The sequence below is a fragment of the Ancylobacter oerskovii genome, assembly GCF_018390555.1.
Taxonomy (GTDB): domain Bacteria; phylum Pseudomonadota; class Alphaproteobacteria; order Rhizobiales; family Xanthobacteraceae; genus Ancylobacter; species Ancylobacter oerskovii.
Genome location: NZ_JAHBGB010000037.1, coordinates 76,487 through 90,343, shown reverse-complemented (window position 1 = coordinate 90,343; position 13,857 = coordinate 76,487). Strand labels below are relative to the sequence as shown.

Annotated in this window: 11 protein-coding genes; 9 read left to right on the top strand and 2 right to left on the bottom strand. The window is 69.7% G+C overall.

The window, feature by feature from the left end; all coding sequences use genetic code 11:
- Nucleotides 1-179: 179 nt before the first annotated feature.
- The 4 genes from KHC19_RS16985 to dprA all read left to right on the top strand — a co-directional run bounded on the left by KHC19_RS16985 (nucleotide 180) and on the right by dprA (nucleotide 4,222).
- The gene (locus KHC19_RS16985) at nucleotides 180-1,133 is read left to right on the top strand and encodes an aspartate carbamoyltransferase catalytic subunit (RefSeq protein WP_213353586.1); all 954 of its coding nucleotides are present in this window, start codon (nucleotides 180-182) and stop codon (nucleotides 1,131-1,133) included.
- A complete protein-coding gene (locus tag KHC19_RS16980; protein ID WP_213353584.1) occupies nucleotides 1,126-2,424 on the top strand; it encodes a dihydroorotase in 1,299 nt (432 codons plus the stop codon). Before KHC19_RS16985 ends, KHC19_RS16980 begins: the two co-directional genes overlap by 8 nt.
- A gap of 64 nt (nucleotides 2,425-2,488) precedes the next feature.
- Entirely contained in the window at nucleotides 2,489-3,094 is a 606-nt protein-coding gene (gene plsY, locus KHC19_RS16975) for a glycerol-3-phosphate 1-O-acyltransferase PlsY (RefSeq protein ID WP_213353582.1), read from the top strand.
- A 3-nt stretch (nucleotides 3,095-3,097) separates the two neighbouring features.
- Nucleotides 3,098-4,222, top strand: a complete 1,125-nt coding sequence (gene dprA, locus KHC19_RS16970) for a DNA-processing protein DprA (RefSeq protein ID WP_246549052.1) — start codon at nucleotides 3,098-3,100, stop codon at nucleotides 4,220-4,222.
- On the opposite strand, the gene KHC19_RS16965 is transcribed toward dprA, so the two are convergent.
- A complete protein-coding gene (locus KHC19_RS16965; RefSeq protein WP_213353580.1) occupies nucleotides 4,215-4,409 on the bottom strand; it encodes a hypothetical protein in 195 nt (64 codons plus the stop codon). The two genes, dprA and KHC19_RS16965, sit on opposite strands and share 8 nt — an antisense overlap.
- Nucleotides 4,410-4,644: 235 nt before the next feature.
- On the opposite strand from KHC19_RS16965, the gene topA reads away from it, so the two are divergent.
- Complete coding sequence (gene topA, locus KHC19_RS16960; protein ID WP_213353578.1) at nucleotides 4,645-7,314, top strand: type I DNA topoisomerase; 2,670 nt, start codon at nucleotides 4,645-4,647, stop codon at nucleotides 7,312-7,314.
- A 21-nt stretch (nucleotides 7,315-7,335) separates the two neighbouring features.
- Here topA and KHC19_RS16955 read toward each other — a convergent pair whose 3' ends face one another.
- Nucleotides 7,336-8,811 carry an MDR family MFS transporter gene (locus KHC19_RS16955; protein ID WP_213353577.1) on the bottom strand — a complete coding sequence of 492 codons (1,476 nt, stop codon included), beginning with the start codon at nucleotides 8,809-8,811 and terminating at the stop codon, nucleotides 7,336-7,338.
- Nucleotides 8,812-9,013: 202 nt separating this feature from the next.
- On the opposite strand from KHC19_RS16955, the gene rnr reads away from it, so the two are divergent.
- The 4 genes from rnr to KHC19_RS16935 all read left to right on the top strand — a co-directional run bounded on the left by rnr (nucleotide 9,014) and on the right by KHC19_RS16935 (nucleotide 13,827).
- Nucleotides 9,014-11,350: a ribonuclease R gene (rnr, locus tag KHC19_RS16950; protein WP_213353575.1), complete on the top strand. Its 2,337-nt coding sequence runs from the start codon at nucleotides 9,014-9,016 to the stop codon at nucleotides 11,348-11,350.
- Nucleotides 11,351-11,368: 18 nt separating this feature from the next.
- A complete protein-coding gene (locus tag KHC19_RS16945; protein WP_213353573.1) occupies nucleotides 11,369-11,803 on the top strand; it encodes a DUF983 domain-containing protein in 435 nt (144 codons plus the stop codon).
- Nucleotides 11,800-12,540, top strand: a complete 741-nt coding sequence (locus KHC19_RS16940; RefSeq protein WP_213353572.1) for an NUDIX hydrolase — start codon at nucleotides 11,800-11,802, stop codon at nucleotides 12,538-12,540. The genes KHC19_RS16945 and KHC19_RS16940 overlap by 4 nt, the downstream gene beginning before the upstream one ends.
- Nucleotides 12,541-12,639: 99 nt before the next feature.
- The gene (locus tag KHC19_RS16935) at nucleotides 12,640-13,827 is read left to right on the top strand and encodes an MFS transporter (protein ID WP_213353570.1); all 1,188 of its coding nucleotides are present in this window, start codon (nucleotides 12,640-12,642) and stop codon (nucleotides 13,825-13,827) included.
- The last annotated feature ends 30 nt before the right edge of the window (nucleotides 13,828-13,857 follow it).

Below are 13,857 nucleotides of genomic sequence, written 5' to 3'. Positions count from 1 at the left end.
ATATTTCTAATCTCGTTTATAAGAAATTTCTCGGCGAGTTCCCCGCCCGTCTTCGGTTCCAGCCCCTGGTCCGCCACCGGATCGGCGGCGGCGAAGCCATTCCTGCGGGGAATATCGGCGCCGAGGGCCGATAAAGGCTTGCGGGGCACGGCGGCTGCGTCTATCCAGCCGACTTCGATATGACATCGAACCCGACTGCCAATTTCACGCTTGCACGCCGGCACCTTCTCGGGATCGAGGGCCTCGCCCCCGACGAGATCACCGGATTGCTCGACCTCGCCGAGGAATTCGTGACCCTCAACCGGCAGGTCGAGAAGAAGCGCGCGACCCTGCGTGGCCGCACGCAGATCAACCTGTTCTTCGAGGCTTCCACCCGCACCCAGTCCTCCTTCGAGCTCGCCGGCAAGCGGCTCGGGGCGGATGTGATGAACATGGCGGTCGCCAATTCCTCGCTCAAGAAGGGCGAGACGCTGATCGACACCGCCGCCACGCTCAACGCCATGCACCCGGACGTGCTGATCGTCCGCCACAGCGCGTCAGGCGCGGTGGAACTGCTCGCGCGCAAGGTCGATTGCGCGGTGGTGAATGCGGGCGACGGCGCCCATGAACACCCCACCCAGGCGCTGCTCGACGCGCTGACCATCCGCCGCAACAAGGGCCGCATCGAAGGACTGACGGTCGCCATTTGCGGCGACATCACCCATTCGCGGGTCGCCCGCTCGAATATCCTGTTGCTCCAGGCACTTGGCGCGACGGTGCGGGTGGTGGCGCCGCGCACCCTGCTGCCGCGCGACGTCGAGCGCTTCGGCGTCGAGGTGCATCACGACATGCGCACCGGCCTCGACGAGGTCGACATCGTCATGATGCTGCGCCTGCAGCGCGAGCGGATGAACGGCTCCTTCGTGCCGTCGGTGAAGGAATATTTCCACTTCTGGGGCCTCGACGAGGCCAAGCTCCGCTACGCCAAGCCCGATGCGCTGGTGATGCATCCCGGCCCGATGAATCGCGGCGTCGAGATCGATTCGGCGGTCGCGGACGGCGCGCAGTCGCTGATCCGCGAGCAGGTGGAAATGGGCGTGGCGGTCCGCATGGCCGTCCTCGATGCATTGTCGCGGAACCTGCCAAATGCCTGATATCCGTCCGGTCCTCCTGGCGGGAGCCCGCATCCTCGACCCCTCGCGCGATCTCGACATCGTCGGCGACCTCCTCGTCGCCGACGGCCTCGTCAAGGACCTCGCGCCGGGCCTCGCCGCGACCGGCCTGCCCGACGGCACCGAGGTGGTGGATTGCCGCGGCAGGCTCGTCGTTCCCGGCCTGGTCGACATGCGCGCCTTCATCGGCGAGCCGGGCGCCGAACACCGCGAGACTCTGGCCTCGGCGAGCCAGGCGGCGGCGGCGGGCGGTGTCACCACCATCATCTGTCAGCCCGATACCGACCCCGCCATCGACGAGCCGGCCATCGTCGACTTCCTGCAGCGCCGCGCCCGCGACACCGCCATCGTGCGCGTGCACCCGATGGCGGCGCTCACCAAGGGCCTCGAAGGCCGCGAGATGACCGAGATCGGCCTGTTGCAGGCCGCCGGCGCCGTCGCCTTCACCGATGGCGCCCGCTCGGTGCGCTCGGCCCAGGTGCTGCGCCGCGCCCTCACCTATGCCCGCATGTTCGACGCGCTGATCGTCCACCACACCGAGGACGCCGACCTGACCGGCGAAGGGGTGATGAACGAGGGCGAGCTCGCCGCTCGCCTCGGCCTCGCCGGCACCCCCAAGGCGGCGGAGGCGATCGTGCTGGAGCGCGACGTGCGCCTCGCCGACATGACCGGCGGGCGCTACCACGCCGCCTCACTCACCTGCGTCGAATCGCTGGACGTGCTGCGCCGGGCCAAGGACGCCGGCCTGAACGTCACCGCCTCGGCCTCGATCAACCATCTGACGCTCAACGAGCGCGACGTCGTCGGCTACCGGACCTTCTTCAAGCTGGCGCCACCGCTGCGCTCGGAAGAGGATCGCCTCGCGCTGGCGGCCGCGCTGGACGAGGGGCTGATCGACGTCGTGGTCTCCGACCACAACCCGCAGGACGTCGAGGTCAAGCGCCTGCCCTTCTCCGAGGCCGCCTTCGGCGCCATCGGGCTGGAGACCATGCTCGCCGCCGGCCTCAGGCTGGTGAATGACGGCACTGTGGGGCTGGCGGCGCTCATCCGCTCCCTGTCCACGCGCCCGGCGGAACTGCTCGGCCTCGAGGCCGGCACGCTGCGCCCGGGCCGCCCTGCCGATATCGCCGTCATCGCTCCCGACGAGGCGTGGATCCTGGAGGCGGCGGCACTGAAGTCGCGCTGCCTCAACACCCCCTTCGACGAATCGCGCTTCGAGGGACGGGTGGTGCGCACGCTGGTCGGCGGCCGCACCGTCTACGAATACGTGTGAATTGCCGATGGTGGACGCCGCGCCCCTCATCGCCATGACGCTCGCCCGCCTTTAAGGTCAACCCATGACGTGGTCGCTGCCTCCCCTTGCCGGCCTGCTCGCCCTGGCGCTCGGCTATCTGCTGGGTTCGATCCCGTTCGGCCTCGTCCTCACCCGTCTCGCCGGCACCCAGGACATCCGCTCCATCGGCTCCGGCAATATCGGCGCCACCAATGTGCTGCGCACCGGGCGCAAGGGCCTGGCCGCCGCCACCCTGCTGGGCGACGCGCTGAAAGGCACGGTGGCGGTGCTGCTCGCCGCGCGGCTGTTCGGCTTCGAGGCTTCGCTCGTGGCGGCGCTCGGAGCCTTTCTCGGCCATCTGTTCCCGGTGTGGCTGGGCTTCCGGGGCGGCAAGGGCGTCGCCACCTTTCTCGGCGTGACGCTGGGCCTCTACTGGCCGCTGGCGGTGGTGTTCGCGATCGTCTGGCTCGGCGTCGCCCGGCTGTTCCGCTACTCCTCGCTCGCCGCGCTCTGCGCCACCGCCGCCACCGTCCTCGCCGCGCTGGTGCTGGCCAGTTCCGCCCTCGCCCTGCTGCTGGCGCTGCTGACGGTGATGCTGTGGTTCATGCACCGCGAGAACATCCGCCGGTTGCTGGCCGGTACGGAAAGCCGCATCGGCGCGAAAGGCTGATCCATGGCCGGGCAGAAGGCGGGCTCCGGCATGCGCCTCGACGACGAGCAGCGTCGCGACTGGCTTCGCCTCATTCGCACCGAGAATGTCGGCCCCCGCGCCTTCCGCAACCTCGTGAACCGCTTCGGCGGCGCCCGCGCGGCCCTTGAGGCCCTGCCGGGCCTCGCCCGGCGCGGCGGCAGCCTGATCCCCCCGCGCATCCCCTCGCCGGCCGAAGCGGAGGACGAGATCGCCGCCCTCGCCCGCCTGAACGGGCGCTTCATCGCCATTGGCGAGCCGGATTACCCACCGCCGCTGCGTGCCATCGACGATCCCCCGCCCCTCATCGCGCTCCGCGGCCGGGCGGAACTGCTGACCGAGCCGACGGTGGCCGTGGTGGGCTCGCGCAACGCCTCCGGCGCCGGACGTACCATGACGGCGCGGCTCGTCCGCGGCCTCGGCGACGCCGGCTGGGTGGTCGCCTCCGGCCTCGCCCGCGGCATCGACACCACCGCGCATGAGGCGAGCCTGTCCACCGGCACCATCGCCGTCATCGCCGGCGCGCATGACCGCCCCTATCCGCGGGAGAACGAGGCGCTGCAGGCGCGCATCGCCGAGCAGGGCGCGGTGCTGTCGGAAATGCCGATGGGCTGGGAGGCGCGTGCCCGCGATTTCCCGCGCCGCAACCGGCTGGTCTCGGGTCTCTCGCTCGGCGTGGTGGTGGTGGAGGCGGCGGAGCGCTCCGGCTCGCTCATCACCGCCCGCCTCGCCGGCGAGCAGGGGCGCGAGGTGTTCGCCGTGCCGGGCTCGCCGCTCGATCCGCGGGCGGGCGGTACCAATGCGCTCATCAAGCAGGGCGCGGCGCTGGTCACGGACGTGGCTGACATCATCGACGTGCTGCGCCCGCTGATCGGACGGCTGGAACCGCCTGCCGGCCCGCAGGAAGGGAGCGAGGGATCGGATTATGCCGAGCCGGCGGACGATGCACGCGGCCGGATCCTTACGCTGCTCGGCCCCTCGCCCGTCGGCATAGATGATCTGGTGGTGCTGTCGGGCCGCCCGGCGGGCGAGGTGCAGGTGGTGCTGCTCGAACTCGAACTCGCCGGACGGCTGGAACGCCATGCCGGCAATGCGGTCTCGCTCATCTGAACGAAGGATCGCCGCCCCTATCCGGCCGGGCGATGGAAGCCGCCTCCTCGCGGGCCATGTCGAGGATATGCTGCAGCGTGTACAGCCGGTTTGCCGCGGCGATCCTGGCCAGTTCGGCGGCAAGTGCTTCGATATAGACGGCCGCCTCGGTCGACCCGTCGGTTTCGTTGCGATCTTTGTCGGTCACGGTCTTCTCATGCGCTGTGAGACGACAGCCTAACATCGATAGCGGAGGTATTTCCATCCCCGATTGATTTATCGATATAATACAATCTAAGGATGCACATACGTCACATCGCCGGAAGGTCATGCGCACCGGACTCGGCGGTTTTGTGCATCACCCATTTGACAGCGTGGTGTGCCTCCCCCATTTTCCCGGCCGTTTTCTGGGCTGGAACCGAACCGAAGGACGTTACGGACGCATGCAGGTCGTCATCGTCGAATCCCCTGCCAAGGCGAAGACGATCAACAAATATCTCGGACCGGGATATGAGGTGATCGCCTCCTACGGCCATGTCCGCGATCTGCCCGCCAAGGATGGCTCGGTCGACCCGGAACACGATTTCCGCATGCTGTGGGACGTCGACCCCAAGGCGCAGAAGCGCCTGTCCGACATCGCCCGGGCGGTGAAGGGGTCCGACGGCCTGATCCTCGCCACCGACCCGGATCGCGAAGGCGAGGCGATTTCCTGGCACGTCCTTGAAATCCTCAAGGAAAAGCGGGCGCTCAAGGACCAGCCGATCTCGCGCGTGGTCTTCAACGCCATCACCAAGCAGGCGGTGCTCGACGCCATGCGCAACCCGCGCATGATCGACGCCGCCCTGGTCGACGCCTATCTCGCCCGCCGTGCCCTGGACTATCTGGTCGGCTTCACCCTGTCGCCGGTGCTGTGGCGCAAGCTGCCCGGCGCCCGCTCGGCCGGCCGCGTCCAGTCGGTGGCGCTGCGCCTCGTCTGCGACCGCGAGCGCGAGATCGAGACCTTCGTCAAGCGCGAGTACTGGTCGATCGCCGCCAAGCTGGCGACGCCGCGCAACGAGGTGTTCGACGCGCGCCTCGTCGGCGCCGACGGCAAGAAGATCGGCCGGCTCGACGTCGGCACCGCCGAGGAGGCCGCCGCCTTCCGCTCAGCGCTGGAGAAAGCCGATTTCGTGGTGCGCTCGGTCGAGGCGAAGCCCGCCCGCCGCCACCCCTACCCGCCCTTCACCACCTCGACGCTGCAGCAGGAGGCGAGCCGCAAGCTGGGCCTGGCCCCGGCCATCACCATGCGCATCGCGCAACGGTTGTATGAAGGCGTCGACATCGGCGGCGAGACCGTCGGTCTCATCACCTATATGCGTACCGACGGCGTCGACATGGCGCCCGAAGCGGTCTCCGCCGCCCGCTCGGTGATCGGCCAGGACTATGGCGACCGCTACGTGCCGTCCGCGCCGCGCAAATACACCGCCAAGGCCAAGAACGCCCAGGAGGCGCACGAGGCCGTGCGTCCCACCGACCTCTCCCGTCGGCCCAAGGACGTCATCCGCTATCTCGAGGGCGATCAGGCGAAGCTCTATGAGCTGATCTGGCTGCGCACCATCGCCAGCCAGATGGAATCGGCCGAGCTGGAGCGCACCACCGTCGACATCGACGCGACCGCCGCCGGCCGCAACATCGAGATGCGCGCCACCGGCCAGGTGGTGAAGTTCGACGGCTTCCTCACCCTCTATCGCGAGGGCCGCGACGACGAGGAGGAGGACGACGAGAACCGTCGCCTCCCCGCCATGTCGGCGCATGAGAAGCTCGCCAACAAGGGCATCGCCACCGACCAGCACTTCACCGAGCCGCCGCCGCGCTATTCGGAAGCCTCGCTGGTCAAGCGCATGGAAGAGCTCGGCATCGGCCGGCCGTCCACCTATGCCTCGGTGCTCGCCGTGCTGCGCGACCGCGAATATGTGAAGCTCGACAAGCGCCGGCTGGTGCCGGAGGACAAGGGCCGTCTGGTCACGGCGTTCCTGGAGAGCTTCTTCGACCGCTATGTCGAGTACGACTTCACCGCCGACCTCGAGGAGAAGCTGGACCAGATCTCCGCCGGCGACCTCGACTGGAAGCAGGTGCTGCGCGATTTCTGGCGCGATTTCGCCGCCGCGGTGGGCGAGATCAAGGATCTGCGGGTTTCCGAGGTGCTCTCCGCCCTCGACGAGATGCTGACCGCCCACGTCTTCCCGCCCAAGGAGGACGGCAGCGACCCGCGCGTCTGCCCCACCTGCGGCACCGGGCGGCTGTCGCTGAAGATGGGCAAGTTCGGCGCCTTCATCGGCTGCTCGAACTATCCCGAATGCAAGTATACCCGCCCCCTCGCCGCCCAGAATGGCGAGAATGGCGAGGCCGAGGCCAACGGCACCCGCACGCTGGGCACCGACCCGGTGACCGGGCTGGAGGTGACGATCCGCGACGGCCGCTTCGGCGTCTATCTGCAGCTCGGCGAGGGCAAGGACGGCGAGAAGCCCAAGCGCTCCAGCCTGCCCAAGGGCCTCGCCCCGGCCGATGTCGACCTCGAGACCGCGCTCGGCCTGCTGTCGCTGCCGCGGGAGATCGGCGTGCATCCCGATGACGGCCAGCCGATCCTCGCCGGCATCGGCCGCTTCGGTCCCTATGTGCAGCACGGCAAGACCTACGCCAATCTCGATGCCGGCGACGACGTGCTCGCCATCGGCCTCAACCGGGCGGTGGCGCTGATCGCCGACAAGCAGAACAAGGGCCCTCGGCGCGGTGGCGCGGCGGCGGGCGGGCGCGAGCTCGGCGAGCATCCCACCCTCGGCGGGCCGGTGACGGTGCGCCCGGGCCGCTTCGGGCCTTACGTGAACCACGGCAAGGTCAATGCCACCCTGCCGAAGAGCCTCGATCCCGCCGCCGTGACGATGGAGCAGGCCGTCGAGCTCATCGCCGCCAAGGCGGAGGCGACCCCGGCCAAGCCGGCGCGGCGCACCGCGGCCAAATCGGCAGCCGGCACGGAGACCGCCCCCAAGAAGGCCACCGCGCGCAAGGCGCCGGCCAAGGCGAAGGCCGCCTCGAAGGCCCCAGCCAAGCGCAAGGCCGCCGCCAAGGCCGATTGACGCCACTGCCTGCGGCGCCGGTCACTCGATCGGCGCCGGGCCGCTATGGCTGCGCAGCGGCCGCTCTTCCATGAAGATCAGGCCGACCAGGCCGGTGGCCAGCGCCAGCGCCGCCGCCGCGAAGACGAAGCGGAAGGCGTCCGTCAGCGCGCCGGCATCGACCGTCCCCTGCCGGAATCCCTCCAGCAGCTGATGCCCCGTCAGCCCGGAGGCGCCGAGCACGATCGCCCCGAACACCGCGGCGAGCACCACGCCGCCGAGCGAACGGAAGAAGTTCTGCACCCCGGTGGCGGTGCCGATCTGCGGCAGCGGCACGGCGTTCTGCACGCTGACCGTCACCACCGGCAGCACCGTGCCGAGCCCGATCCCGGTGACGGCCATCAGCATGGCGAGGCCGGCGAAGCTCACGTCGCGCGGAAACAGGGCGAGGATCGCCAGCGCGGCAACCGAGCTCGCCACGCCCGCCACCGGCACCCGCTTGTAGTGCTGGACGCGGCCCATCATCCGCCCGGTGCCGGTCGCCCCCACCACCACGCCGGCCAGCAGCGGAATGAGCGCCGAGCCCGACTGGCTGGCGGTGAAGCCCAGCACGCCCTCGAAATAGAAGGGCAGCTCGACCGACAGCCCGATCATGGTGCCGATCGCCATCGCCGCCGCCAGCACGCCCGGCCCGACCACGCGATTGAACAGGATGGAGAGCGGAATCAGCGGCTCGCGCGCCGTGGCGAGCCTGAGGCCGAGCAGGCACCACAGCAGTACCGAGCCGGCCAGCAGCCCCAGCACCTGCCGGGAGTTCCAGGCATAGACCTGGCCGCCCCAGCTCAGCGCCAGCATCAGCGCCATCGCGGCCGCGCAGAGCAGCAGGGCGCCGATGAGGTCGAGGCGGTGCGGATGGTGGTGCGCCGGCAGCCGGTGCAGCACGCTGTCGCTCATATAGGCGGCGGCAAGGCCGAGCGGCACGTTGATCCAGAAGATCAGCGACCAGTGCAGGTGCTCGGCGAAGAAGCCGCCAAGCACCGGGCCGGCGACGCTGGAGGTGATGAACACGACGGCGAAGAAGGCCTGGTAGCGGCCGCGCTCCTTGGGCGCCACGATCAGGCCGATGATGGTCTGGGCGAGCGCGATCAGCCCGCCGCCACCGAAGCCCTGGGCCGCGCGGCCGAGCACCAGCCAGAGCATGCTCGGCGCCAGCGCGCACAGGATCGAGCCGCCGACGAAGAGGCCGATGCTGCCGAGCAGGATCGGCCGCGGCCCGTGAATGTCGGCCAGCTTGCCCACCAGCGGGGTCACCGCGGTGCCGGTCAGCAGATAGGAGGTGACGATCCAGGGCACGTTTTCCATGTCGCCAAAGGCAAGGCCGATGGTCGGCAGGGCCGAGGCGACGATGGTCTGTTCCAACGCGCTGAGGAACATGGCCAGCATCACGCCGATCAGGATACTCCTTATTTCGGCATGGGAGAGCTGACCCGGCTCCGAAGCGGTCGAGCGGGCATCCATTTCAAAAGTTCCTTCCCGGCCCCCCGGTGATGGCGGCGCAAATTGGCTCCCCCGCCGTCGCTTGGCAAGGGTTCGGCCGCCTTCGGCGCGATCACGAAGCGGAAAAAGCGGTCGAGCGATAAATAGCGCATCCTGCGCAAAGGTCGACGCGGCGGTGCGTAACGTTTAGCGTCGGCGCACCTGTTCGAGGAATGCGAGAATCGTGCGCAAGCCCATCAAGCCGAAAGTCCGCAAGCCTGCCGCCCCCCGCCTGCCGCGGGGCCTGCCGAGCAAGGAGGACCTCACCGCCTTCATCGCCTCCCATGGCGGCGAGGTCGGCAAGCGGGAGATTTCCCGTGCCTTCGGGCTGGACGGCAGCGATCGCATCGCGCTGAAGGCGATGCTGCGCGAGCTCGCCGATGAGGGGCTCGTCGGCCGCAAGCGCAACAAGCTGCATCTGGCCGGCGCCCTGCCCGCGGTGGTGATGGCCGAGGTGGTGGAGCGCGACGAGGACGGCGAGCTCATCGCCGAACCGATCGACTGGGATGCGGAGGAGCATGGCGAGGCCCCGCGCATCCTCGTGAAGCTCGCCCGGCGCGGCCGCCTCGCCGGCCCGGCTCCCGCCATCGGCGACCGGGTGCTGCTCAAGACCGAGGAGATCCCCGAGGCGGACGGGCGCATCCGCCACACCGGCCGGGTGCTGAAGCTCATCGAGAAGGCCCGCGCGCAGGTGCTCGGCATCTACCGCGCCGACAAGAGCCGGCCGGACGCCGGCGGGCGCATCATCCCGGTCGACAAGCGCAACATGGGCCGCGAGCTCGCGGTACCGCCCGGCGCCGAGGGCGAGGCGGAGGACGGCGATCTCGTCGCGGTGGACATCACCCGCCACCACGCCTATGGCCTGCCGACCGCCAAGGTGAGGGAGCGGCTCGGCTCGATCTCGACCGAGAAGGCGATCAGCCTCATCGCCATCCACGCGCATGGCATTCCCAACGTGTTCCGCCGCGAGGCGCTGGCCGAGGCGGAAAAGGCGCGCCCGGCGACCCTGCGCGGCCGCGAGGATTGGCGCGAGCTGCCGCTCGTCACCATCGACCCGCCCGACGCCAAGGACCATGACGACGCCGTCCACGCCGCGCCGGACGAGGACCCGGCCAATGAAGGCGGCTACATCGTCACCGTCGCCATCGCCGACGTCGCGCATTACGTCCATCCCGGCAGCGGGCTCGACAAGGAAGCGCTGGCGCGCGGCAATTCGGTGTATTTCCCCGACCGCGTGGTGCCGATGCTGCCCGAGCGCATCTCCAACGATTTGTGCTCGCTGCGGCCGCTGGAAGACCGGCCGGCCATAGCGGTGCGGCTGGTCATCGCCGCCAATGGCCGCAAGAAGACCCACAGCTTCCATCGGGTGATGATGCGCTCGGCAGCCAAGCTCGCCTATGCGCAGGCGCAGGCGGCGATCGAGGGCCGCACCGACAACCTCACCGATCCGATCGTCGAGCCCATCCTCAAGCCGCTCTATGCCGCCTATGCGCTGGTGAAGAAGGCGCGCGACGCCCGCAATCCGCTCGAGCTCGACCTGCCCGAGCGCAAGATCCTGCTGAAGCCCGACGGCACCGTCGACAAGGTGGTGGTGCCGGAACGGCTCGACGCGCACCGGCTGATCGAGGAATTCATGATCCTCGCCAACGTCGCCGCCGCCGAGACGCTGGAGGAGAAGCGCATCCCCCTCGTCTACCGGGTGCACGACCAGCCCTCGCTGGAGAAGGTGTCGGCGCTGCGCGAGTTCCTGAAGACACTCGACATCGCGTTGCCCAAGACCGAGACGGTACGCCCGGCGCATTTCAACGACATCCTCGCCCGCGTGGATGGCACCGAGCTGGCGCCGCTGGTCAACCAGGTGATCCTGCGCAGCCAGGCGCAGGCGGAATATGCCAACGAGAATTACGGCCATTTCGGCCTGCACCTGCGCCGTTACGCGCATTTCACCTCGCCGATCCGCCGCTATGCCGACCTCATCGTCCACCGGGCGCTGATCCGCGCCCTCGGCCTCGGGGCGGACGGGCTGCCGGAAAGCGTGACGCCGGAACAGCTGGCCGAGATCGCCGCCCGCATCTCGGCCAGCGAGCGCCGCGCCATGACCGCCGAGCGCGAGACCATCGACCGGCTGATCGCCCATCACATGGCCGAGCAGATCGGCGCCACCTTCAAGGGGCGCATCGCCGGCGTCACCAAGGCGGGGCTTTTCGTCGCGCTCGACGATACCGGCGCCGACGGTTTCATCCCGGCGGCAACGCTCGGCCAGGATTATTACTGGTACGACGAGAGCCGCCACGCCTTGATCGGCGAGCGCACCGGCGAGATGCACCGCCTCGGCGACCGGGTGGAGGTGAAGCTGGTCGAGGCGGCACCGGTCGCCGGCGCCCTGCGGTTTGAGCTTCTGAGCGAGGGCGACTATGTAAAGGCCGGCAAGGGCGCGCCGCCGCGCAAGGGACCGCGCGGCATCCGGCGCGAGGCCGGCCGGGCGCGGCGCGGCCCGCCCAAGGGCGGCAAGCGCCGCTAGTCGAGGAGCGTCGATCGCATGAACCTTCAGCCTCACCGGCCGGTCGGCCCGGCGATGAAGAACGGCTTCCGCCTGCGCTGCCCGAAATGCGGGGAAGGCCCGCTGTTCAGCGGCTATCTGAAGGTCAACGAGCACTGCGCCGCCTGCGGCGAGGAGCTTTGGCACCACCGTGCCGACGACGCCCCACCCTACATGGTCATCACCATCGTCGGCCATATCATCGTGCCGGCGGTGCTGGCGGTCGAGATCGCCTGGCACCCCTCGCAATGGGTACACATGGCGGTATGGCTGCCGCTCACGCTCATTCTCAGCCTTGTCCTGCTGCCGCCGGTGAAGGGAGCGCTGGTCGGCTACCAGTGGGCGTTGCGCATGCACGGTTTCGATCCCACCAGCGAAGAGCACGACCCCGTGCCCCCCAGCCGCCGCCCCCCAGGACTTGCGCGCCCGACATGACCGCCACCGACGTTTCCGCCCGCTTCGCCGCCGCCCGCCCCGACATCCTCCATCCCAACCGCCGCCCCGTCGATGCCGCCACGCTGATCCTCGTCGATCGCGCGGGCCGCACCCCGCGCGTGCTGCTGGGCCGGCGCAACCCGGCGCTGAAGTTCATGCCGGGCCGGCTGGTGTTCCCCGGCGGGCGCGTCGATCCGCAGGACCGCGGCGTGCCGGTCTACGGCACGCTCGACGCGCTGTCCGAACGCCGGCTGCAGGCGCGCATGGTACGCCCGAGCCTCGCCCGCGCCCGGGCACTGGCGCTGGCGGCCATCCGCGAGACCTGCGAGGAAACCGGCCTCGTCATCGGCACCCGCGAGGCGGGCCCGCCCGAGGCGATGCCCACCGGCTGGGAGGCCTTCGCGCAGGCCGGCGTGTTTCCCGATCTGGAAGCGCTCTCCTTCGTCGCCCGCGCCATCACGCCGCCGCGGCTGTCGCGCCGCTTCGACACCCGCTTTTTCATGGCCGACACCTCGCGCGTCGCCCATCGCGCGGCCGAGGTGGTGGGACCGGATTCGGAGTTCGTCGAGCTCGCCTGGCTGAGCTTCGCCGAGGCGAAGAAGGCGGAGGTGCCGGCCATCACCCTCGCTATCCTCGAGGAGGTGGAGGCGCGCCTCGCCGCCGGCAACAAACCCTGGCTGCCGGTGCCGCTCTACGCCTCCCGCCACGGTCGCATGATGCGCGAGACACTGGAGTGATCCCCCGCCCCGGCCGCAAATGTGATCACATGGTCATTCAGTTTTCGCCGGACATGTTCTAAAGCCGACGGCCCGTCCCTTCCGTGAGCCGTCGCGTCCATGACCGCCGATCCGTCCGCCGCCCTGCCTGCCCCGCGCCTCAACGTCGCCTCGCTGGCGGCGGCGATCGCCGCCATCTCGGTGGTGGGCCTCGGCCTTGCCCTGTCGATCCCGCTGCTCGCCTTCGAGCTGGATACGCGCGGCATCTCCAGCAGTTGGATCGGCCTGAACACCGCCGTCGGCGGCATCGCCACCATCCTGTGCGCGCCGTTCCTGCCGGATCTGGTCCGCCGCTTCGGCGCCGGGCCGATGATGATGGGCGCGGTGGTGCTCGGCGCCGCCAGCCTGCTCGCCTTCAAGGTGACCGACGCCTTCATCCTGTGGTTCCCGCTGCGCTTCCTGTTCGGCGCCGCGCTCTGCGTGCTGTTCGTGGTCAGCGAGTTCTGGATCAACGCCGCGGCGCCGGCCGGCCGGCGCGGCCTCGTCATCGGCGTCTACGCGACCACCCTGTCGCTCGGCTTCGCCGGCGGCCCGGCGGTGCTCTCGCTGGTCGGCACCAGCGGCTGGGCGCCCTACCTCATCGGCGCCGCCTTTTTCGGCCTCGCCTCGATCCCGGTGATGATCGGCGCCTCGCAGGCGCCGGTGATCGAGAAGGAAGGCTCGCGCGGCATAGTGAGCCTGATGCGCCTCGCCCCCGCCGCCACGCTGGCGGCCTTCGTGTTCGGCGCGGTGGAGACCGGCCTCGTCAACTTCCTCCCCCTCTACGGGCTGCGGCGCGGCCTTGGCGACGGCGAGGCGGCGTTGCTGCTCACCATCGCCGAGCTCGGCAATGTCGCCTTCCAGATCCCGCTCGGCCTCGTCAGCGACCGTGTGGACCGGCGCAAGCTGCTGCTCGTCTGCGCACTGGTGGGATTCGGCGGTGCCGCGCTGATTCCCTTCCTCGCCATCGACAGCTTCGCCATGGCGGCGACGATGTTCACCATGACCGGCATCGTCTGCGGCATGTACACGGTCGGCCTCGCTCTGCTGGGCGCCCGTTTCCACGGCGCCGCCCTGGCCACCGCCAATGCGGCCTTCGTCATGCTCTATTCCATAGGCCTCATCGCCGGCCCCGTTACCGTCGGTGCCGGCATGGGGGTCATGGGGCCGGACGGCTTCGCCTTCACCCTCGCGGCGATGCTGGCCTTCTACGTGCTGGTGGTCGCCATCCAGCTCGTCCGCGACCGCTCCGCCGCAAGCATTCCTTGACAATCGGGCGCCGATCAAGGATACGGACGC